22 protein-coding genes, 1 tRNA gene and 1 other RNA gene are annotated in these 20011 nt (G+C 59.5%); 13 read left to right on the forward strand and 11 right to left on the reverse strand.

Annotation, left to right across the window (positions count from 1 at the left end; all coding sequences use genetic code 11):
- Positions 1-35 precede the first annotated feature (35 nt).
- The gene (locus Q1K29_RS02055; RefSeq protein ID WP_300390962.1) at positions 36-503 is read left to right on the forward strand and encodes a DUF2721 domain-containing protein; all 468 of its coding nucleotides are present in this window, start codon (positions 36-38) and stop codon (positions 501-503) included.
- A gap of 61 nt (positions 504-564) precedes the next feature.
- Here the strand turns inward: Q1K29_RS02055 and rnpB are convergent.
- An RNA gene (rnpB, locus tag Q1K29_RS02060) (RNase P RNA component class A) lies at positions 565-935 on the reverse strand.
- A gap of 140 nt (positions 936-1075) precedes the next feature.
- Here rnpB and Q1K29_RS02065 point away from each other — a divergent pair.
- Complete coding sequence (locus Q1K29_RS02065; protein WP_300390965.1) at positions 1076-1612, forward strand: hypothetical protein; 537 nt, start codon at positions 1076-1078, stop codon at positions 1610-1612.
- A gap of 9 nt (positions 1613-1621) precedes the next feature.
- Here Q1K29_RS02065 and Q1K29_RS18460 read toward each other — a convergent pair whose 3' ends face one another.
- Entirely contained in the window at positions 1622-1969 is a 348-nt protein-coding gene (locus Q1K29_RS18460) for a phosphotyrosine protein phosphatase (RefSeq protein ID WP_366524159.1), read from the reverse strand.
- Positions 1970-2348: 379 nt separating this feature from the next.
- Between Q1K29_RS18460 and Q1K29_RS02075 the strand changes: the two genes are divergently transcribed.
- Entirely contained in the window at positions 2349-3284 is a 936-nt protein-coding gene (locus Q1K29_RS02075) for a YhjD/YihY/BrkB family envelope integrity protein (RefSeq protein WP_300390971.1), read from the forward strand.
- Here the strand turns inward: Q1K29_RS02075 and Q1K29_RS02080 are convergent.
- From Q1K29_RS02080 to metZ, 4 genes are read right to left on the reverse strand one after another with little or no spacing between them, the layout of a single operon-like run.
- Positions 3269-3955: an N-acetylmuramoyl-L-alanine amidase gene (locus tag Q1K29_RS02080; RefSeq protein WP_300390974.1), complete on the reverse strand. Its 687-nt coding sequence runs from the start codon at positions 3953-3955 to the stop codon at positions 3269-3271. The two genes, Q1K29_RS02075 and Q1K29_RS02080, sit on opposite strands and share 16 nt — an antisense overlap.
- Positions 3952-4851, reverse strand: coding sequence for a DMT family transporter (locus Q1K29_RS02085; RefSeq protein ID WP_300390977.1), 900 nt, complete (start codon positions 4849-4851; stop codon positions 3952-3954). Before Q1K29_RS02085 ends, Q1K29_RS02080 begins: the two co-directional genes overlap by 4 nt.
- Positions 4852-4911: 60 nt before the next feature.
- Positions 4912-5328, reverse strand: coding sequence for a Co2+/Mg2+ efflux protein ApaG (gene apaG, locus Q1K29_RS02090; protein WP_300390981.1), 417 nt, complete (start codon positions 5326-5328; stop codon positions 4912-4914).
- A 24-nt stretch (positions 5329-5352) separates the two neighbouring features.
- Positions 5353-6543 (reverse strand): O-succinylhomoserine sulfhydrylase, encoded by a 1191-nt coding sequence (metZ, locus tag Q1K29_RS02095; protein WP_366524161.1) that lies wholly within the window; start codon positions 6541-6543, stop codon positions 5353-5355.
- Between the two features lie 64 nt (positions 6544-6607).
- Between metZ and Q1K29_RS02100 the strand changes: the two genes are divergently transcribed.
- The 4 genes from Q1K29_RS02100 (at position 6608) to Q1K29_RS02115 (ending at position 10253) form a co-directional block, all read left to right on the forward strand.
- Complete coding sequence (locus Q1K29_RS02100) at positions 6608-7636, forward strand: 2'-deoxycytidine 5'-triphosphate deaminase (RefSeq protein ID WP_300390986.1); 1029 nt, start codon at positions 6608-6610, stop codon at positions 7634-7636.
- Positions 7637-7702: 66 nt separating this feature from the next.
- The gene (locus Q1K29_RS02105) at positions 7703-8140 is read left to right on the forward strand and encodes a hypothetical protein (protein ID WP_300390989.1); all 438 of its coding nucleotides are present in this window, start codon (positions 7703-7705) and stop codon (positions 8138-8140) included.
- A 95-nt stretch (positions 8141-8235) separates the two neighbouring features.
- Positions 8236-9975, forward strand: coding sequence for an amidohydrolase family protein (locus Q1K29_RS02110; protein WP_300390992.1), 1740 nt, complete (start codon positions 8236-8238; stop codon positions 9973-9975).
- A gap of 86 nt (positions 9976-10061) precedes the next feature.
- Positions 10062-10253 (forward strand): hypothetical protein, encoded by a 192-nt coding sequence (locus Q1K29_RS02115; RefSeq protein ID WP_300390995.1) that lies wholly within the window; start codon positions 10062-10064, stop codon positions 10251-10253.
- On the opposite strand, the gene Q1K29_RS02120 is transcribed toward Q1K29_RS02115, so the two are convergent.
- A complete protein-coding gene (locus Q1K29_RS02120; protein ID WP_300390998.1) occupies positions 10250-11542 on the reverse strand; it encodes an MFS transporter in 1293 nt (430 codons plus the stop codon). The two genes, Q1K29_RS02115 and Q1K29_RS02120, sit on opposite strands and share 4 nt — an antisense overlap.
- A gap of 164 nt (positions 11543-11706) precedes the next feature.
- On the opposite strand from Q1K29_RS02120, the gene Q1K29_RS02125 reads away from it, so the two are divergent.
- Positions 11707-12117 (forward strand): hypothetical protein, encoded by a 411-nt coding sequence (locus Q1K29_RS02125; RefSeq protein WP_300391000.1) that lies wholly within the window; start codon positions 11707-11709, stop codon positions 12115-12117.
- A gap of 11 nt (positions 12118-12128) precedes the next feature.
- Complete coding sequence (locus Q1K29_RS02130; RefSeq protein WP_300391924.1) at positions 12129-12347, forward strand: helix-turn-helix transcriptional regulator; 219 nt, start codon at positions 12129-12131, stop codon at positions 12345-12347.
- Between the two features lies 1 nt (position 12348).
- Here the strand turns inward: Q1K29_RS02130 and Q1K29_RS02135 are convergent, their stop codons facing one another.
- Positions 12349-13296, reverse strand: a complete 948-nt coding sequence (locus Q1K29_RS02135) for a radical SAM protein (RefSeq protein ID WP_300391003.1) — start codon at positions 13294-13296, stop codon at positions 12349-12351.
- Positions 13297-13412: 116 nt separating this feature from the next.
- Between Q1K29_RS02135 and Q1K29_RS02140 the strand changes: the two genes are divergently transcribed.
- Together Q1K29_RS02140 and Q1K29_RS02145 are read left to right on the forward strand one after the other, a co-directional pair.
- Positions 13413-13486, forward strand: a tRNA-Gly gene (locus Q1K29_RS02140).
- Between the two features lie 113 nt (positions 13487-13599).
- On the forward strand, positions 13600-14811 hold the full coding sequence (locus Q1K29_RS02145; protein WP_300391006.1) for a hypothetical protein: 1212 nt from the start codon (positions 13600-13602) through the stop codon (positions 14809-14811).
- Here Q1K29_RS02145 and Q1K29_RS02150 read toward each other — a convergent pair.
- The 3 genes from Q1K29_RS02150 to thpD form a co-directional block, all read right to left on the reverse strand.
- Entirely contained in the window at positions 14772-15317 is a 546-nt protein-coding gene (locus Q1K29_RS02150) for a hypothetical protein (RefSeq protein ID WP_300391009.1), read from the reverse strand. The two genes, Q1K29_RS02145 and Q1K29_RS02150, sit on opposite strands and share 40 nt — an antisense overlap.
- Before the next feature lie 81 nt (positions 15318-15398).
- Positions 15399-16169: a Crp/Fnr family transcriptional regulator gene (locus tag Q1K29_RS02155; RefSeq protein WP_300391012.1), complete on the reverse strand. Its 771-nt coding sequence runs from the start codon at positions 16167-16169 to the stop codon at positions 15399-15401.
- Positions 16170-16350: 181 nt separating this feature from the next.
- Positions 16351-17277: an ectoine hydroxylase gene (gene thpD / locus Q1K29_RS02160; protein WP_300391925.1), complete on the reverse strand. Its 927-nt coding sequence runs from the start codon at positions 17275-17277 to the stop codon at positions 16351-16353.
- Between the two features lie 402 nt (positions 17278-17679).
- On the opposite strand from thpD, the gene Q1K29_RS02165 reads away from it, so the two are divergent.
- Together Q1K29_RS02165 and Q1K29_RS02170 are read left to right on the forward strand one after the other, a co-directional pair.
- Positions 17680-18222, forward strand: a complete 543-nt coding sequence (locus Q1K29_RS02165) for a GAF domain-containing protein (protein WP_300391015.1) — start codon at positions 17680-17682, stop codon at positions 18220-18222.
- Positions 18219-20006, forward strand: coding sequence for an EAL domain-containing protein (locus Q1K29_RS02170; protein WP_300391018.1), 1788 nt, complete (start codon positions 18219-18221; stop codon positions 20004-20006). The genes Q1K29_RS02165 and Q1K29_RS02170 overlap by 4 nt, the downstream gene beginning before the upstream one ends.
- Positions 20007-20011 lie beyond the last annotated feature (5 nt).

Genomic DNA, 20011 nt, shown 5'->3' on the forward strand with positions numbered 1-20011 from the left:
GCCCGCCGGAGTCCGATGCCAAGGCCATGAGCGGAATGGCCGACGACATTGCCCACATCATCCAGCTGGCGGTGGCGCCGGTCTTCCTGATTGCGGGCATCGGCCATCTCCTCGTCGTCCTGACCAACCGGCTCGGCCGCGTCGTCGACCGCACACGGGCGCTGGAAGTCGAACTTTCCATCGAGCAACCGATGGAGACCCATCCGCGCTGGGCCAAGGAACTTGTCCTGCTCGACCGGCGCATGGCCTGGATCAACCGTGCCATCACGCTCTCGACGCTGGCCATGCTGATGGTCTGCCTTGTCATTGTGGCGCTTTTTACCGGGCAGTTGCTCTCTTTCGACCTTTCGGCCTTTGTCTCGGTCCTGTTTATCCTGGCCATGGGCGTCCTGGTTGCCGCGCTCGGCAACTTTCTCTGGGAAATCCATGTCGCCGCCGAGATGCTGAGGGTCCGCACCGACCTGCTCGAGCGCATGCAGGTCAAGCGCAAGACGCTGTTCTGAGAAGAGAAAAAGCGGCGCAGATTGCTCCGCGCTGACGCGCAAGCTGTGGTGGACAAGGAGTATGACCAGACGGCCTGTAAGCCGGGTTCTGTTCCCCCATTGCTGGGATCGGCAACCATTCCTCTGGGAGCTCCCTCGCGGGAGCCCTCACGCGACACACCCGGGGCGCAGGCTGGAAACGGCCCATGCGCGCCCCCTACTCGGTCTTGCTCCGGGCGGGGTTTACCATGCCAGGGACGTTACCGCCCCCGCGGTGGGCTCTTACCCCACCCTTTCACCCTTACCAGCCGCAAGCGGCTGGCGGTCTGCTCTCTGTGGCACTTTCCCTCGGCTCTCGCCGGGCGGGCGTTACCCGCCGCCCTGTTTCCATGGAGCCCGGACTTTCCTCCAGCGACAGGCAAGCCTGCCACCAGCGGCTGCCCGGCCGTCTGGTCAGGTCGGGGATATAATGGCGAAAGGACTGAAACGCCAGTCTGGAGACGCAAGACATGGCCGCACGAAACATCGCCCCCTGATAGGTCACCGATGCATTGCCCATGGAACCGCCGTCCCAAGACATTCGTTTCGGGCGAATGAAGTCTATCTTTCTTGCTATGGCCGCTCCGCTCGCCCTGCTCATCGCTGCCTGCTCGCCGGACGATCCAGCCCCGATACGGGACACCCTCACCGCATCTCCAGAAAATCAGGAAAAGCCAGCCAGTGCTCCATCGGACACAGATGCCGGAGAGGGCTCCGATATCACTCTCCTGCCAATCACTGGTGCCAGGATTCCAGAGATCCAGGGTGAACTCGGATGCGCCTTCACCACTAAGGCGGGTGAAACCTTGCTTGTTGCAAAAGCCGATGTCGGCGACGAGGCAAGACCAACCGCTGCCATCAACAATAGTGGCCAGGGCGCCACGCTGGCGAGCACGCAGACAGGCGGGTTCGGAACACTGGAGAAAAGCGGCGCACGTTTCGACGGGCGCGGTATGACCATAACAGTCGATACAATGGAACGGGTTGACGACGATATGACCGAAACCGTTACCCATAAGGCGCGCCTGCTGGTCCAGCATACCGATGGCAGGCAGCAGACATATGATGGCGACTGGTCCTGCGGGCCATGAGGCGTATTGCTATTCCTGCGCCCGGATGAGCGGCATCGCCCGCGTGCGGAGCAGTGCCACAAGCTCATCCTGCATGAACTTGTAATCGTCCGGAATGCTGAGCACGCAAACACGTTTGTGCGAAACGGCCTGGCGGAAATCGGCGCGCAAGCGATTGGCGTGCTTGTCTTCCATGCAGACGATCAGGTCTGCCCAGCGGATATCATCCATTGTGACTTGCCAGTCGGCATCGCGCGCGGTTCCCGCCGAGCGAGCCTCCACGCCGGCGACCGCATTGAAGACGGCCTCAGCGGTCGGGCTGCGCAGGCGGTTGCGCGAACAAACGAACAGAACCCGCAGCGGCGCGGCATCGGCCATCAACTTCTCCCATTCGCGGTTCGGCCAGATCTTGCCGATCTGGCGGGCGCGGTGAAGCTTGTTCTTGCGCCAGTAGAGCTTTTTCCAATCCTTCTCGATGCCAAGGCGTCGGAAAGATTGGGCGCGGTGGTCGGTGCGACCATCGAGTTTGCACGCAAGGGCACGCCGCTCGGCGCGCGAGGTCGGGTGAGACATGAGGTCCTCGTTGTCATTGCCTGTCGGTCAGCAGCCGCAGCAATACGAGGGCGATGTCGAAGCGGGCAGATAGGCCAGCCGCCTCGCAAAGGCAAGGTTTCTGAAAGCTGGATGCGCGAATTTCTGGTCTTGGGTGGCAGACTGATCCATGTTGGAGAGGCAACCGCTCAAGCGGGAGAGATGATTGGAACGCTGGCTCGAAAAGCTGCCGCTACCGACCGTGATCAAGGTCTGGGTCCTGCTGCCGCTTTGGCATGCGATCATGCGACTGTCGAAACCGGAAGTGCGCATCGTCTCCGGCGGGATCAGCTTCTACGCGCTATTCTCCATATTCCCACTCATCTATCTCACCCTGACCTTGCTTTTCTCGCTTCTGCCGCACGACCTTTCGGAGAGCCTGTCGGACACAATTGACCAGGTGCTGATCTCCGCTGTGGCGCCGCTCAAGCAGGCCGACCTTACAACCATTCGCGACGCAACGCCCCAGGGTCTGACTGTACGTGCCGTACTTGCCGTCCTTATTGTGTTCTATACGGCAAGTTCCGGTGCCAAGGCCGCGATCACCGGCATCCGGATGGTGGCGGGCAGTGAGAAGCGCAGCAATATCATCCGCTTCCAGGGTGTGTCGCTTCTGATGACAACGCTTCTGATCTGCCTTGTCTGGCTGCTCGGTGCCCTGCAGCTGCTCATGTCCTTCATAACCGAGCGGGAGGGGTTCATCGCATTTGAGCTCGCCGAACAGATCTCCAATCTCGCCTCACGGCTCTGGGTCGGCAAGTTTGTTGCGTGCTTCGCCTTTTTCTACCTGATCATTTCATTGTCGCTCTATGGCCGGATCAGTTCAGGGCGAGCGATGACGGCTGGTGCGGCAGCTGGGGCGCTCTCATGGTCTGCAGTGACCTGGGCCTATCACCTCTATCTCAAGGTCTCGGTCCTCGACACGTTTTACGGCGCACTGGCCTCCGTCATCCTCGGTTTCATCTGGCTGCTCGTCTCGGTGTCATCGCTCCTGCTGGGGGCAGCTCTATCGGTTGAGTGGTCAAGCCGGATCGCGGCAACAAAAGCCGATGTCGAGAGGGCCGAACAGAAGACGGCAGAAGGCGATCAGCCGGCCGAGTAAGTATCCGCCACAGCAAAAGCGATCGAGCGTGTGTCCGGATCAGCAATGCCGTCCACTCGAGCGGGGCGCCAACGTCGCTGGAACGCGGTTATTGCAGCTGGCAAATCACGCGTTTCATAACCGATGGTCGCAAGTGCGGTCTCGACCGTGCCCTGTTCGCCAGACATGGCAAGCGGCCAAAGGCCAACCCCTGACTGCGCCAGCCTGGCCCAGGGAAAATGCTCTCCCGGATCCTGTTTTCGGGCCGGAGCAATATCACTATGACCAACGATCCGCGTCTGCGGGATATTCCAGCGTTCGATGATTTCGTGACTCAGCTCTATGACAGAGTCGATCTGAGCGTTCGGGTAAGGCGGCAGGCGGCCATCCTCAAGACGCCAGTCATGACCACCATTTACGATCTCGATGCCGATCGAGCGTGAATTGAGATCCTCATCGCCCTGCCATTTCGAAACGCCCGCATGCCAGGCACGCTTCTCCTCCTCAACGAGCTGGACGATCTCTCCGCCTTCGCGGACCATGTAATGAGCAGACACCGAGGCCGCCGGGTCGCACATGCGCTCCAGGGCAGCATCGCCGGTTTGCATGCCCGTATAATGCAGGACGAGCATGTCCACGGGGTAGCGGCGGTCATCGAAATTCGGACTGGGCTGGCGGGTGACGGAGCTCATTTGGAGGCGGAAATCCTTTCCGTGATGGACGCTTCCGGCATGGCTTTATTCCCCCTCACGGCAATGACGAAGACACCGCCCAGAGAAATCGCCGCACCGAGCACGAGCCGAGCCGTAAGCGGCTCGTTTAGCAAGACGATGGATAGCACCACACCCCAGATCGGCGTCATGAGGGTGAGGGGCGACAGAAGTGAAATGTCGTACTTCTTTATGAGTGTATAGAACGCGCCGTGTCCGAACACGCTGACACCGAGAACGGCGAAGGCAGTGGCCAGCCACACCATCCAGCCGCCCTCAACGTATGAAGAAACCTGCCCCTGCTCGACCAGCAGGGAGAAAAGAATGAGCGGCGAAAAGCTGAACAGGCCGAGCCAGGCCTGGAGCTGTAGCGCGCTGATGGGCGCCATGCGTTTCATGAGAATGCCACCGGCCGATCCGACGAAGGCAGATGCAATAACGTAGAGCAGGCCGAAACTGACTGAAAAACTCTCAGGGTCAAAGGCGATGAGCACGACCCCGGCGAAGGCGAGCATGATGCCAAGGCCCCGGCGCCAGCCAACCGTCTCTCCAAGAAAGGCCATACTCATGAGCGTGGAAAAGGGCACGCCCAGCTGGCCGACAACGGAGACCGCGCTCGCCTCTGCATTCGCAAGCCCCATGAAGAGCAGCGCAAAGTGTACCCCGCCCATGCACATGGAGATCATGAAAAGCATGCCCATCTGCTTTGGAAGCGGGAACAGGAAGGGCAAGAGGACAAGCGCAATGCCGGCGAACCTGATCCCGGCAAAGAAGATCGGCGGGACACCCGCATCGGCCACAACCCATCGGGTGACGACCAGGTTCAAACCCCAGACGAAGCAGACGGCGAAAAGAAGGGCGAAGTCCCTGAACCCCATGGCGCACGGTCCTAGCAGTAAACTGACGCAGGCGTCATTGAAGAAATTCTATAAAACGCCTCAGCTGGGCCGGGACTGTTCGTACGGGCTGTCGAGCGAGAAGGTCGGGATACGCGCAGTGATTTCCTCACCACCATCACTGATCATTGTGTAGTTGCCGCCCATCATACCGGAAGGGGCTGCCAGTGGAGCGCCGGAGGAATAACGAAAAGAGGCGCCTGACTCGATCACTGGCTGCTGACCGACAACACCTTCACCATCGACGATCTGACGTCGCCCCTGGCTGTCGACAATTTCCCAGTGCCGCATGATGAGCGTCCAGGTCCGTTCCGAGGTATTCTCGATATCCACGGTGTATTGCCAGACATACTGGCCGGAGGCGGGGCGCGATTCGTCATGCAGAAAGCGTGGCTGGACGCGTATTTTCACGCCCTGCGTATCAGCTTCGTATACGGGTGGCGGCGGTCGTCCAGCCATGCCCTTTGTCTCTCCCCTGCCGGATCAGATGGCATCAAGAGCCGCGAGGATGTCCGCTTCGAGATCGCCGGCATCTTCCAGGCCCACAGAGATGCGAATCCAGCTTTCATCAAGCCCCATGGAGGCCCGCTCTTCTTCATTCAACGCACGATGGGTTGTCGATGCCGGATGGCAAGCGAGCGACTTCGTGTCACCTAAATTGTTTGAAATGTCCACAAGCTTCATGGCGTTCAGCGCGCGGAAGGCCTCCGGCCGGGCACCCTTCACCGAAAAGGCGATCAGTGTGCCGCCTTCTGACATCTGTTTCGCATGAATAGCACGGTGTGGATGGTCTTCCCGGCCGGGATAGCGAACGGCCTTCACCTTGGGATGACCCGCAATCGCATCCGCTATCCGCGCTGCATTGCGACTGGCCTGGCGTACGCGCAGGTCCAGCGTCTCAAGCCCCTTGAGCACAACCCAGGCATTGAAAGGCGACGGTGCAGGGCCAGTATGACGAATCCAGGGGTCAACATGCTCTTCAATCCAGTCAGACGGCCCGCAGATGGCCCCGGCAAGAACACGGCCCTGTCCGTCCATATGCTTGGTGGCGGAGTAGACGGAAATGTCCGCGCCAAGGTCGAGCGGCCTCTGGAGGATAGGTGTGGCGAAGACATTGTCGACGACAAGCTTCGCACCCGCCTCGTGGGCGAGCTTCGCGACAGCCTCGATATCGACGGCTTCCAGAAGAGGGTTTGAAGGCGATTCGATAAGAACGAGCTTTGTGGGCTTGGAAAGTGCCTTCTTCCAGTCGTCGAGATCTGAGCCTTGCACCAACTCAGTCTCCACGCCGTAGCGCGGCAGGATGGTCTGGCAGATCACCCGGCAGGAACCAAAAAGCGCACTCGCAGCAACAACCCTGTCCCCTTGGCTGACAGGAGCGATCATTGTCGTGGAGATCGCGCCCATACCTGAGGCCGTCACCCGGCAGGTCTCGGAACCTTCGAGCAGGGCGAGCCGGTTCTCCAGCATCCGCACAGTCGGATTGGCATAACGTGAATAGACATAGCCCTCCTCCTCACCGGCCATGCGCCGGGCCGCCTGCTCGGCACTGTCATAAGCGTAGCCGGACGTCAGAAAGAGGGCTTCGGAGGTCTCGCCGAACTGCGAACGCATGGTGCCGCCGCGAACGAGCTTCGTTGCCGGCTTCCAGTCATCTCCATCGCGCGTCGACATGGCGATCAGTCCTTCCAATCAAGAGCGCTCCGTCCTAAGCCTCTTTTCTGAAAGGGATCAAGGGATGGCTGAAGCAATACCGGGCGTCTTGCCGGATACCGAACTTGCCGCGCTATTCAAAACAGGCGCCATCCGTTCGACCGAACCGCTGGATGCAGACCAGATCCAGCCGGCGAGCCTTGATCTGCGCCTCGGCCCCGACGCTTTCCGCATTCGCGCCTCATTCCTGCCCGGGCCCAGCCGTTCGGTCGCCGATGTCCTTCAGGAGCCCGGCATCGAGCTGCACCGGATTGACCTGACTAGCCAGGGAGCCGTGCTGGAAACGGGCTGCGTTTATCTGGTTCCGCTTATGGAGTCGCTCCGGCTACCTCCAGGCATTTCCGGCCGGGCCAATCCGAAATCATCGACAGGCCGGATCGATGTCTTCACACGCCTGGTCACCAATCGCGGAAAGACGTTCGACGACATCCCGACCGGCTATTCCGGTCCGCTCTGGCTTGAGATCAGTCCACGGACCTTCTCCATCCTGGCCCGACCGGGAGACCGGCTTGCCCAGCTGCGCCTGCGCCGCGGTAAGCCTCAGAATGCCAGCGACAAGACCGTCTCCATCGACATGGAACGTGGTGAAGGGGAACCTGTCGGCTGGCGGGCCAAGCGCCACGCCCCGCTGATCGACCTACGCGCCACTGGCCGTCATGAAGTGGCAGACTTCTGGGAGCCGCTTTATCCACACAAGGGCCGACTTGTTCTCAATCCGGATGATTTTTACATTCTCGCCTCGCGCGAGACGGTTAAAGTCGCTTCCGGCAAGGCCGCCGAGATGGCGCCCATCGCGCCGGAGCTGGGTGAGTTCCGGGCCCACTATGCAGGCTTCTTCGATCCGGGGTTTGGCACAAACAAGGGCGGCTCCCGCGCGGTTCTGGAAGTTCGGTCACGCGATGTGCCCTTCATCCTCGAACACGGCCAGCCCGTAGCAAAACTTGTTTATGAAGACATGGCTGCAAAGCCGGGGTCGCTCTATGGCGGGAAGACGAGCAATTATCAGGGGCAGGGCCTGAAGCTGTCGAAGCATTTCATGGGCCCCACGGACTGAGACTGGACACTCGCGGCCAATCGCGTTCATCCTTGCGCCTGTTTAAACCTGAACAGGGGACACATGATGAAACACACTCTTTTCCTTTCCGCTGGTCTGTTGATCCTTGCGGCCTGCAACGGTGCAGGCGACGAGGGCAGCGAAAGCGCGGATACCCTTCGCGCTGACTGTCTCACCATTGCGAATGATGAGGAAGGCCAGGAGGAAATCGCCGATATTGGTACCGACGCAGAAGGCTTTTGCGACTGTGCGGAGAGCATGATCGCTGCGATGCCGCCAGAAGACCAGGAAAAGGCAAAAGCCACGATGAACAAGGTTGCCACCGGCATGACGGAAACCGGCGAGAGCACGGAAGATGTTGTCGGCAAGATGATGGGCGATGCCATGTCTCGGCCTGAGGATACCGATGCTCAGGCCACCTCTGAAGGTATTCGCCTTGTTGGACAGATGATCGACGATATCGGCGACGGTTTCGAAGACACCGGGTCCTGCCCGGCGGCGTGAGCCTGAACGGGCGATATGTTTGACTTCCCCATGGTGAGGCGCGTTTCCTCTGGCTGACACGATCGGCTTGAAGCTGGCAGCAGGAGGAAACGCCAATGACCCATGATCTCGTCATCCGCAATGGCTTCGTCGCCGACGGCACCGGGGAGCCCGGGCGCGAGGCGGATGTAGCCATTGATGCTGGCCGCATTACCGCTGTCGGAACGATATCCGGCAAGGGCAAGACCGAGATAGATGCGAAGGGCCAGCTGGTTACGCCGGGCTTTGTTGATGTCCATACCCACTATGATGGGCAAGCGACCTGGGGCGATGCGCTCACGCCATCCTCGATCCACGGTGTCACTACGGCTGTCATGGGCAACTGTGGCGTCGGCTTTGCGCCGTGCAGGCGCGAGGACCACGATCGCCTCATACGGCTGATGGAAGGCGTGGAAGACATTCCCTTCCCCGTCCTGTCCACCGGCCTTCCGTGGAACTGGGAAAGCTTCCCGGAGTATCTCGACAGCCTGTCCGACAAACACTTCGACATCGACTTCGCGGCCCAGCTTCCCCACGCCGCTCTGCGTGTCTTCGTCATGGGAGAGCGCGGCGCAAACCGGGAAGAGGCCTCGCCCGACGATATCGCGCAGATGGCGCAGCTGGCGAAACAGGCTGTCGAAGCGGGTGCGCTTGGTTTTTCCACTTCCCGCACGCTCAATCACCGCACCTCCGACGGACAACCGACCCCCACCCTGACAGCCTCCGAGGAGGAGCTGACCGGCATCGCCATGGCCCTGAAGGAAGCCGGCAAGGGGGTGCTCCAGTTCGTTTCCGATTTTGACGATCCGAAAAAGGAAGCTGCCATGCTGCGCCGGATCGTCGAAGCGTCGGGGCGCCCGCTTTCGGTTTCTTTGGCCCAGTCCGATCTTGCCCCGGACGGCTGGCGGGTCCTGCTCGGGTCGATTGAACAGGCGGTAGAGGACGGTCTGCCGATGCGGGCGCAAGTCTGCGGACGTCCGGTCGGCGTGCTACTTGGGCTGGAGCTGACCATGAACCCATTCACCGCCCATCCGGTCTATCAGGAAATCAAGGACAAACCGCTTGCTGAAAAGGTCGCTGCGCTACGCGACCCGGACTTCCGCGCCCGGCTACTTGCGAGTGAACCTGATCCGGGCAATCCTTTTGTCAAAAGCCTGCTGCGTAATTTCGGCAAGCTTTTCACCCTCGACGCCGTCCCGGACTATGAACCGGAAGCCGACCGCACCGTCGAAGCTATTGCCAAGGCACGCGGGCAGACGCCGGAAGACGTCGCCCTCGACAAGATGCTCGAAGATGAGGGTCACGGACTTCTCTACCTGCCCTTCCTCAATTACGCGCAAGGCTCTCTCGAGCCCTCCTATGAAATGCTGAAAAGTACAGCGACCATCCCCGGCCTGTCGGATGGCGGGGCGCATGTCGGCATGATCTGCGACGGCTCCTTCCCGACAAGCATGCTCACCCACTGGACGCGCGACCGTACGCGTGGGGAACGCTTTCCGGTGGAGTGGATCGTCAAACGCCAGACCGCCGACACGGCCCACTGGATGGGCTTACAGGACCGCGGCCTGATTGTGCCCGGCTACCGGGCCGATCTGAACGTCATCGATTACGACAATCTCACCCTGCACCGGCCTGAAATCCTGAGGGACCTGCCAGCCGGCGGGCGCCGCCTGATGCAGCGCGCCAGCGGCTATACGGCCACGATCGTTGCCGGCCAGGTCATCTATCGCGATGGTGGTCCGACTGGCGCAAAACCGGGCAAACTCGTGCGCGGCGCGCAACACGCTCCACAAATAGTGGGCGTAGCCGCCGAATAGGCGAAATTTCAAAGATTGGGATAAGAAGGCGGCAACAGTCTCTCGCCAACGCTCGCCTGTCAGGAGAACTGTGAGGGGAGCTCCGGATGACAGGTCAGACACTGCAAGCCATGAGCATGGCCGCTATCGTGATTGCTGCAATCGTCCTCGCACGCGCCGCTTACGTGATGGCGCTCTACAAGACGTGGACACTCCATGAGCTGTTCGGCTTCGATGACGGCGGATGGGAAACCGAGAGCATGAAGCAGAACCGCCGGGACTTCTGGCGGAACTCCTAAGCCTCTTTCACGGCCTGTTCCTCGACATCGTCGAAACGGTCTGCACCGGCGAGCTGCGGGAAGAGACGCGTCCAGGCCAGCGCCGTGACGATTGCCGCACAGCCGCCAAAGACAACCGCGCCGACCGGCCCGATCAGTCGAGCGGCCACGCCACTTTCAAACTCGCCCAGTTCATTTGATGCCGAGATAAAAATAAAGGACACAGAGGAGACCCGTCCCTTCATTTCGTCCGGTGTCGCCAGCTGGATCAACGAGGCGCGAACATAGACAGAGATCTGGTCCGCCGCCCCTGTCACAGCGAGCGCGAGAAAGGAAAGCCAGAAAGCCGTGGAAAGACCGAAGACGAGCGTCGCTGCGCCGTAGATACCGACTGCCCACATCATCCAGGGGCCCACTTTCGTTGCAAGCGGACGTGTCGCCAGGATGAAGGCGACGATGACCGCCCCCACAGCAACGGATGCCTGTAGAAGGCCAAGGCCAACCGATCCGACATACAGGATGTCGCGGGCAAAGACAGGCAAGAGCGCCTTTGCGCCGCCGAAGAAGACCACGACGAGGTCCAGCGAGATGGCCCCCAGCACAATCTTGTTCCGCCGAATGTAGACGAGCCCTTCGAACACCATCGACCAGCCGCGCGCATTGGCGAGCTTTTCATGCCGAGGGGCTTTCAGGGTGGCAAGCATGGCAACCGCGAATGCCGACAGCATGATGGCCGAAATGTAGACCGCTTCCGCGCCGCCGGCAGCGTAGAGAAGACCGCCAATTGCGGGGCCGACAATGGTCGCCGTCTGGAAACCAAGTGAGTTCCAGGCAATCGCGGTCGGCAGTTCATCGCGCGGTACGAGCTTGGGGAAAAGGGCATTGGCGGCCGCTGGCGTGAAGGCGTTCGTCATGCCCAGCGTAACCGCGACTCCGAAAATGATCGGCAATGCATAGCTTGCCGGCAGAAAAACCGAGGCCAGCAAGGCAAAGGATACGAGTATCCTGACGGTGATGGCCACAACCAGGATCAATTTGCGGTTCAACCTGTCGGCGGCCTGCCCTCCGATAAGAGACAAGAGCAGGACAGGCACAAACTGCGCGAGGCCCACAAGACCAAGCAGGAAGGCCGACTCCTCGACACTCCATCCAAGACCGCCAGCACCCGCCGAATCCCGCGCGAGATTGTAGACTTGCCAGCCAATCGCCACAGCTTCCATCTGGCGGGCCGCCGCAATCGATACGCGCATGGACCAGAAATGTAGGTAGGGCCGGTGCCGGAAGACATGGAGGGAAGGTGCAAGCGCCATGGAGCGCTTCTCCTAGCGCGCTGCGGCCAGCACGCAATGGGAAATTAGACATCGAATCCGTCCGACAGTTTCGGACCGGCAAGTCAGACCAATGACAAGGTCACTTGACATGACAAGTTTACTTGTCTAATTGTCAAGGAAGCACGACATCATAAGGATGAAAAATGGCTCAACAATTCGGCTTCAATGCAGCGCGCAAACGCTATCACCGCATCTTCTGGCCCGCGATGATCGCCTATGTGGTTATTGTCCTCGGAGGCGCCTGGATCATCGACAAGCAGGAATCGCCAACCTGGCTCACGGCGACAGTTGCCGTGCTAACTGCCCTGCCGGTCTGCCTGGCGCTTTGGGCGATTGTTCGCTGGATGAGCGAGACCGACGAATATACCCGTATCAAGCATCTCAAGGGCTTCGCCCGGGGCGCAGCCATAACCATTTCCGGGGTGTTCGTGATCGGCTTCCTGCAGCTCTTCGAAGTTATCGAAAATTTCGAGGTGTTCTGGATCGGCCCGGCCTTCTTCCTGTCTTACGGGCTGGCGACATGTGCGCCGGGTTGGTTCGGCAAGACGGTTTGATGGGGCGGTTCATGGAGAACATCATCCGCACCCTTCGCGCAGAGTATGGCTGGAGCCAGGCAGCGCTTGCCGAGAAACTCGACGTCTCGCGCCAGTCGGTGAATGCGATCGAGACAGGAAAGTACGATCCATCCCTGCCGCTCGCTTTCGCGATTGCGCGCCTCTTCGGCAAGTCTATCGAAGACGTCTTCCAGGATCCGGCCGCCACTGAGGTGAAGGCGGCGGAGTAGCTCAGGCCGAGCAGCTGCCGCCGCCGAGCACGCAAAAGCTCGCACACCAGGCATGGTTCAGCTGGACGGGATCGCGCGTCGCTTCGGCCAGCGTCTCGCCCAGTTCGAATTCCGTGTCATAGGCCAGCAGCGTACAGGCAGTCACCGTCGCCTTGCCGGCGCCCTTGCGCTTCACGACCATGCGTTGGCTCGCACACATCATGTCGGCCGGGTCGACATTGAGGATGCCCCAGCAGGCGGTGGTGATCTCGGGCGGATCGTCGCCCTCGATCATTTCCGGGAAAAGGACGAGCTGTCTGGTGTCTGCCGGATCAATGGCGAGGCCAAGCCGCGCAATCATCGCGCCATAGCCCGCGCGGGCTTCGGCCTCATTCTCGCTCAGCGCCTGGCGCCCGGCGATGGCGACATCGAAGCCATGCTCGGCAAGCCAGCCAAGCCCTTTCATCGCGGTCGCATAGGCCCCGGTGCCGCGCTCTGCGTCATGGGTCGGCGCGTCATGCGCATCCATGGAGACACGAAGCGTCATGCGGTCGCCGAAGCGGGGCTTGAGATCGAGCAAGCCCTGCTGGATCCGTGGACGCATCATCGGGCGCATCGCATTGGTGAGCAGCAACAGGCTGTGCCCGCGCGAGAGCACCGCCTCCATGATCTTGAAAATATCCGGGCACATGAACGGCTCGCCACCCGTAATGCCGATCTCTTTCGAGCCCTCGCCCAAGGCGTCGATCTCGTCGAGATACGGCTCGACATCGGAGATGCTCAAATAGACGAGATCGTCATTGGATGGTGAGCTTTTGATATAGCAATTGCGGCACTCGATGTTGCAGAGCGTGCCGGTGTTCAGCCACAGCGTCTTCAGCCCACGCCAGTCGACGCTGCCGCGCGTCTCGCCCTTGGCGGTGACGAAGGGGTCGCGAAATTTCTGTTCGAACAATGTGGTATGCGCCATGACCCGCGAGACTAGGTCCGCGTCCGGTCATGACAAGCCACTGCCTTCATGCGGTGACGCAGATGTGATTCCGCTTGACCGCAGGCGCGCCCGGCGCGATGGAATTCAGGACCGGTGCGGGTGTAGCTCAATGGTAGAGCAGAAGCTTCCCAAGCTTAAGACGAGGGTTCGATTCCCTTCACCCGCTCCAGCACTCCAGTTCCGGCAAGAAGTTTGCTTGCAAGATGATCAAACCGCCATTGCTGGCAATTGATTGTCCCTATCTGACCACGGGAGTGCGTCATCGAACTGATAGAAATCAGGTTGCAGGAAGAAAACGGTGTCTACTGTGAGACAGGAGACTACCAGCTTTCCAATGGCCGAAAACATAGCGTCCGCTTTGCCATGCCGGCCGACTGCTCCCGCCCGCCTTATCAGGACCATTTCGCTTTGTTCGGCGCAGTTGCCGCTTTCGTGCTTGACGAAGATTACCACCAGACCGCGCCAGCCGATGCCGAGCTGATCGACCGGCTGCAGGAAGTCTTCGCTATCTGGCGCAGCTGGTATCCATACAAGCGCATACCCAAGCTCGATCTGCCGCGGCGCAATCGACAGGATGAAGCGCAACTTTCAGCCACCAAGGGGCGAAAGGCTTGCCTGTTTACTGGTGGCGTAGACTCGCTCTTTACGCTCCTGCAGCGACGCGATTGCATAGATTCCATCCTGAGCGTCATCCACGAAGACAATCCCCCGAGACCTTTCGCGGAAGACCGGAACGCGCTCGTCTCAGTTGATGCGTTCGCTGCGCGAATGGATCTTTCCCACTTCACCGTGCGGACAAACATGATGACGGCAATCCCGGAATATCACGACGCCTGGGCGCACCTGTCCCATGGCGCGGCCTATGCGGCGACGGCGCATTTCCTCTCAGGAGAACTGGACCACGCCACCATTTCCTCTTCCCTGACATGGTCGCAACTGATGCCTTGGGGATCCCATCCAGATACCGACTGGAGGTTCGGCACGAGCCTGCTCTCCATTGACCATTTCGGCACAGATACGAGCCGTATCGACAAGACCGCAGCGATTGCGAAAGTTCCGGAATTTCTCGAAGTGCTGAACGTCTGCAGCCGTGGACGCTACGCGCTTGGCGAGCATATCAATTGCTCCCACTGCCAGAAATGCCTGCGCACCATGCTCGCCCTGGATCTCGCAGGGGTCGACAGGAAAAAAGCAACCGCTTTCAACTGGTCCGGCTATTCACCGGCAAACGTATCGAAAATCTACCTCCGCACTGAAAACGAATACATGCTGTTTGAGGAGATCCGGGATCGGGCCGTCTCACTTGGCCGCACGGATATTGTCGAACCGGTGACCCGGCTGATCCGGCGTTCGCGCAAGTTCGTGAAACTCACCCAGGCTGAAATGGCCGTGCGCAAACGCTTGCCGTCTGTCGCACGCAGACGGGCCAGCGCGCTCGCCCTCCGCAATGGTGTCTACAAACTGCTCGGACTGCGCACCCGATTGAACACCTGAGCGGCTTCATCCGGCTTGGCAGCCTGCAATTCCATGATCTGGTCGTGAAGCTTGTATCGCCCAACATTCAGCATCCAGTTGGTCGAAAAAGCCAGGAGCACGATGCCAGCAAAGGCTGCGGCCAGTTTCCACCCCCGGGTCCACGACGCGGCAAATCCGGCAAATATCCCCACTGTAGAGGCGAGGGCATCGCTTTCACTTGCGATCCGTGAACGCAGGAACACTCCCTGGAGAATCTCGAGCGCGATGGCTGCAGCGAACAGCAGCAGCACGCAGACCACTGGTCGGGACAGAAAGGTTCCTGACCGACGGAATGCAAGCGCCAGGAGCGAGAAGGCAAGCACATGTTCGGTCTTGTCGCCCAGAGGGTGGCCGAGGCCTGGTATCAGGCCAAGGCCGAGTATACCGGCGGCAAGCGCAGCAAGGGCGGCGAGCTTCCTGTAGGCAGGAATTCTGGTGAGGCGAGCAGCAACGCTCTTTGTATCGGATGCTTCGGGTCTGGACATGCAGGTGTCAATCACTGGGAGAGGTTTGCCTGCCTGGCAAGCCCGTTTGACACCCTCCTTCTCCGAGCTGAAAGCCGCAGCCTAGTCCTTAGGCAGCCAGCTCAGGTCCAGCTGTTCATAACGGTCAATGTAGCCGGAATGGGCCGAGAGTTTTTCATTGTCGATAATCTGTATGAAAGAGCCATGCCGCTTCAGGGCACCATCTTGCTCCAGGCGCGAAAAGGTGCGGCTGACATGGACGCTTGTCATGCCAACAACATCGCCAATGTCTGACTGAGTGAGCGGGCAATGAAAGCGATCGTGCAGCAAGCCGTTCATCAGCTTCAGACGGCCGAATGTCTGCTGCGCAAACAGCGCGAGTTTGGCAACCGCACTGTTGCGGCGGAAAACAGAGGCGCGGTCTTCCTGCTCGGCGCTCTCTAGCATTGCAATCGAGAGAAGCATGGCCGACAGGCGCGGTGAACGCTCAAACAAGGTAATCAGGCTTTGGCGCGGGAACGGGCAGACAAGCGCCTCGGAGCGTGCGATCGCGCGATAGGGAGTCGTTGCGTAGGGAATCTGCGAGGCCCCGACAATATCGCCCGGATGGTGCACCCTCACAATCGAGCGTTGCCCGCGTGTGCTGTACGATTCCGAGACAAGCCAGCCTTTCTTCAGAACGAAAAGGTCGCCTGTCGGCGAGCCCGACGCGAACAGCTCGTCGCCGGAGGCCAGCTCGTATCGCTCCTCTTCAAGCGCGGCTAACAGGGCGGCTTGAGTTTGGTTGATGGGTGCAAGGGCTCGGAGCTTTTCAGCCAGACAGCTCTCAATGTCCTCACACGGTTCAATTGTTTCAGGTCCTGATTCGCTCATCTTTCCGGTGTGGTGTGCTAAAATTCCACGAATTCAAAGCATTGGCCCTCACGCCAAGCTACGGCGAAAAGACGATTAACTCATCTTGAAGTTCCGATTTTTTACCGCAGACCCAAAAAAAAGCCGGTGCGGATGAATCCACCCGGCACCGGCTTCTGCGAAACAAGCAGGTCTGACCAGATCAGGCCGCCACGCGAGTCTGCGGGGATATCCGCCTCAAAGGCGCTTCCACTCTGCGGTGGGCAATGTGCTCCGGCCGGGGCTTGGCCGCGCCATAGGGCGCTTTCAGCCTGTTGGACCAGGCATTGAAGACAAAGAATGCGTTCATCCGCTCAAATGGCGTGATATTGCCATTGGAAGCATGCAGCGTGTTGCAGTCGAAAACGACAACCGAACCGGCTTTCGGCGCCGGGGCCACAATGCCGCCCTTATCGACCATGGACTCGATCGAGCTCTTGTCCGGAATGCCGGTCTCCTGACGCTTGAGCGAGGCCTTGTAATTATCCTCCGGCGTTTCACCGACACAGGAAATGAACTGTTTGTGGCTCCCCGGCACGAACATGACGGGGCCGGCCTGCGGATGGTTGTCGGTCAGCATCACAGACATCGACAATGCCCGCATGCGCGGCATCCCATCCTCGGCGTGCCAGGTCTCGAAGTCGGAGTGCCAGTAGAACTCCTTGCCCTTGAAGGCAGGCTTATAGTTCAGGCGCGACTGGTGGATGTAAATCTCATCATCAAGGATGAAGCGTGCCAGATCCGCCAGGCGTGGATCGCGCGAGACAAGATCGAAGTCGTCACTTTGGCGGTGTGGCGAAAAGACAGAGCGTACAGCACCGCTGTTCGGCTCCGCCACGACGGTCTCTTCGGCCAGACTTTGCGGATAATCACGCATTTCATTCGCCGTGAACCGCATGCGCTCGATCTCGTCGTCGGAGAATACATCATCCAGGACGATGAACCCGTCACGGTCGAAGGCTTTGATCATGTCACCTGCCACGGGAGCGTTTTCCCATGTCTTTGAATGGATCACGGGATCTTGTCGCGCAATAAGTTGAGGCTTGGTGCCCAGTCGGGTGTGATAGAGATCCTCTCGTGTTTGCTGCATCTTCTGTTGCATCACTAAAAGCGTTCCTCGTTTTCTCTTGGCCGGACGTTCTGCCCGGTAACGGTTTCAACTCGGGAGGGGCCTCGGGGGTCTGCCCATCGCGGCCCACTTACGCAGCAACGCACCCGTGAGTTGCATCCGCCCCTCGAAACCACACGCACTCATGATCATGATTAAGATACCGGCCACAGAACGGGTCTCACTTATAAACCTGAATCAAGATTCGCGTTACAACAGCAGGTGAAGCAGGCACGCCCGACCTATCTGAGAGGCCATTCGAAAAAGGAAAATACTCGCAAGCCCTTCATCCCCGTCTGGAAAATCCAAACAACAGCTACATGGATTTTTTACTCATTTAGACTAGCCAGAAAAGCTAGATTTAACGGACCCCAGGTAGAATACGTGGCCCAATACATCGACGACGAGCGGGAAGCGGCACGCCTGCATTGCCTCCGCCGGATGCGCATTCTCGATACAGCTGCCGAGAAGTCCTTTGACTCCATTACCGATTCCGTCTCCCGTCATTTCAATGTGCCGATCGCCCTGATTTCTCTGGTCGATGAAAAGCGGCAGTGGTTCAAATCCCGTGTCGGGCTCGATGTCTGCGAGACCGAACGCGAACACTCCTTTTGCGCGCACGCGATTGAGCTTCCCGATGTGATGATCGTGGAGGATGCGAGACTGGACCCACGCTTCGCCGACAATCCGCTGGTTACAGGGGCACCCCATATCCGCTTCTATGCGGGCGCCGTCATCAAGGTGCCGCCCTATGACATTCCAATCGGCACGCTTTGCATCATCGACAACAAGCCGCGCACCATGTCGCACAAGGAACAGCTTGAGCTACTGAGAATGTGCCGGCTGGTGACGCGTCAGTTCGACATCGTCACGCGGCAGAACATGGATACCGTCTCAGAAGGGCGTGCCATGGGAGGAAGCGCTTGAACCGGCTTTTTTATCGTCTGAAAGACATCTTCGATGCCTTGCCCTACCCCGTCTTCGCCAAAGACAACAAGCATCGCTGGATCTACGGAAACCAGGCCTTTTCTGATCTGCTCGGACGAGACGACTTTATCGGGCTGGATGACAGCGCAATTTTCTCGCCGGAACAGGTTGAAGTCTTCTGGGCAGAGGATGAACGCGTGCTGATGGGACTGGAAAGTCTCAATGAAGAACAGATCGGGGAGGACATGTTCGCGCTGACGAAGAAGGTCCCCCTGACATTCCCGGACGGATCGGCTGGCCTTGTCGGGATCATTATCGATGCCATCAAAATGCCGGAAGGCGCGACTGGAGAAGATTTCGAGCCCTCCCTGCTCGACTATGCCAATTCACGAGCCGACATGCTGCAAAAGCGGCTCAATGAGGCGGTGGCGGAGAAGGAGAAAGCCGTTTATCTGGCCCAGACGGATCTTGCGACCGGCCTGCTCAACCGGGTCGGCTTCGATGCCCACCTGCAGAAGCAGATCAGATATGCCGAAGAGACCGGTGAACGATTCGGCATGGCCCTGATCGACATCGATCACTTCAAGCGGGTCAATGACCAGTTTGGTCACGCCGCTGGCGACATTGTCGTCAATGTCATCGCGAAACGCCTGGCGAAGGTTCCTGGCGTGGTAGGGCTGGCGCGCATGGCCGGTGACGAGTTTGCTCTCATATCGAGCCCGGTAAACGTAGATACCGAGACGCTGCGCACTCGGATCGACAAGGTCTGCAAATATGTATTCCGGCCGGTATCGGTGGGTGACAATCAGATCGCACTGTCAGGCTCTGCTGGTGTCTGCTTCTACCCGGACCATGGCGACTCTGCGGCATCTCTCATGAACTGCGCCGATCATGCCCTGCTTGCCGCCAAACACGGAGGGCGGAACCAGGCGCGCATTTTCGACGAGGGAATCCAGCAACAATGGCGCCGACGCCGCCAGATCGAGGACAAGCTTCCAATTGCCCTGGAAGAGCGGCACATCGTGCCCCACTATCAACCCATTCTCTCAAGCACCCAGCGGGCACCGCTGGGTGTGGAAGTGCTGGCACGCTGGAATGATGCCGAGCTTGGCCATATCGGTCCGGACGAGTTTATTCCGATTGCAAGCGAGCTCGGCCTGCTGAGCCGGCTGGACCGTATTGTTCTGGATCAGGCCATAAAAGACTCACGTCCCTGGATAGAGCGCGGTGACATCGACTTCATTTCAGTCAATGTCTCGCCAATCGACATCGTCTCGCGCGGCTACGCCACTGACCTGCTGAAACGCCTGCGCGCAAATGCATTCGAGCCCTCCAACCTCCACCTGGAGATTCTCGAATCTGCGATCGTCGAGGATGTCGACTCAGCGCGGCGCAATCTTGAGCGTCTGCGTGAAGACGGCATCCAGATCGCCCTGGACGACTATGGCACAGGCTTCTCCAATCTTCGCGCCCTGCTAGACATGCCGCTGGACAAGCTCAAGATCGACAAGTCGCTCGTGGCCGGTATCGATTATGATGACAAGGTGCTGGACCTGGTGATCTCCATCGTCCAGTTCGGCCGCTCGCTCGAACTCGACCTGGTCGCCGAAGGCGTTGAGACAGCGGCCCAGTCCGCCTTCATCGAGGGCGCTGGCTGTCCGCAGATGCAAGGGTATTTCTTCGCACGGGCCATGCCTGCTCATGACGCTGGTGTATGGCTCACGGCACAAAGGACAACGTCCCCCGAGCTGCAGCAATCGCGCTTTGCAGACGACGCAGCGTAAGTCTT

The organism is Henriciella sp. (genome assembly GCF_029937755.1).
In the GTDB taxonomy this organism is placed as follows: domain Bacteria; phylum Pseudomonadota; class Alphaproteobacteria; order Caulobacterales; family Hyphomonadaceae; genus Henriciella.

What these genes read in the sequence shown, in the direction of transcription:
- Q1K29_RS02085 (WP_300390977.1), bottom strand. Translation starts at nt 4,851, where the DNA reads ATGGGGTTCAGGGACTTCGCCCTTCTTTTCGCCGTCTGCTTCGTCTGG.
- Q1K29_RS02150 (WP_300391009.1), bottom strand. Translation starts at nt 15,317, where the DNA reads ATGTCCAGACCCGAAGCATCCGATACAAAGAGCGTTGCTGCTCGCCTC.
- Q1K29_RS18460 (WP_366524159.1), bottom strand. Translation starts at nt 1,969, where the DNA reads ATGGCCGATGCCGCGCCGCTGCGGGTTCTGTTCGTTTGTTCGCGCAAC.
- Q1K29_RS02115 (WP_300390995.1), top strand. Translation starts at nt 10,062, where the DNA reads ATGACAGGTCAGACACTGCAAGCCATGAGCATGGCCGCTATCGTGATT.
- Q1K29_RS02080 (WP_300390974.1), bottom strand. Translation starts at nt 3,955, where the DNA reads ATGAGCTCCGTCACCCGCCAGCCCAGTCCGAATTTCGATGACCGCCGC.
- Q1K29_RS02100 (WP_300390986.1), top strand. Translation starts at nt 6,608, where the DNA reads ATGGCTGAAGCAATACCGGGCGTCTTGCCGGATACCGAACTTGCCGCG.
- Q1K29_RS02105 (WP_300390989.1), top strand. Translation starts at nt 7,703, where the DNA reads ATGAAACACACTCTTTTCCTTTCCGCTGGTCTGTTGATCCTTGCGGCC.
- thpD (WP_300391925.1), bottom strand. Translation starts at nt 17,277, where the DNA reads ATGCAGCAAACACGAGAGGATCTCTATCACACCCGACTGGGCACCAAG.
- apaG (WP_300390981.1), bottom strand. Translation starts at nt 5,328, where the DNA reads ATGGCTGGACGACCGCCGCCACCCGTATACGAAGCTGATACGCAGGGC.
- metZ (WP_366524161.1), bottom strand. Translation starts at nt 6,543, where the DNA reads ATGTCGACGCGCGATGGAGATGACTGGAAGCCGGCAACGAAGCTCGTT.
- Q1K29_RS02155 (WP_300391012.1), bottom strand. Translation starts at nt 16,169, where the DNA reads ATGAGCGAATCAGGACCTGAAACAATTGAACCGTGTGAGGACATTGAG.
- Q1K29_RS02065 (WP_300390965.1), top strand. Translation starts at nt 1,076, where the DNA reads ATGAAGTCTATCTTTCTTGCTATGGCCGCTCCGCTCGCCCTGCTCATC.
- Q1K29_RS02135 (WP_300391003.1), bottom strand. Translation starts at nt 13,296, where the DNA reads ATGGCGCATACCACATTGTTCGAACAGAAATTTCGCGACCCCTTCGTC.
- Q1K29_RS02125 (WP_300391000.1), top strand. Translation starts at nt 11,707, where the DNA reads ATGGCTCAACAATTCGGCTTCAATGCAGCGCGCAAACGCTATCACCGC.
- Q1K29_RS02120 (WP_300390998.1), bottom strand. Translation starts at nt 11,542, where the DNA reads ATGGCGCTTGCACCTTCCCTCCATGTCTTCCGGCACCGGCCCTACCTA.
- Q1K29_RS02055 (WP_300390962.1), top strand. Translation starts at nt 36, where the DNA reads ATGGCCGACGACATTGCCCACATCATCCAGCTGGCGGTGGCGCCGGTC.
- Q1K29_RS02110 (WP_300390992.1), top strand. Translation starts at nt 8,236, where the DNA reads ATGACCCATGATCTCGTCATCCGCAATGGCTTCGTCGCCGACGGCACC.
- Q1K29_RS02130 (WP_300391924.1), top strand. Translation starts at nt 12,129, where the DNA reads ATGGAGAACATCATCCGCACCCTTCGCGCAGAGTATGGCTGGAGCCAG.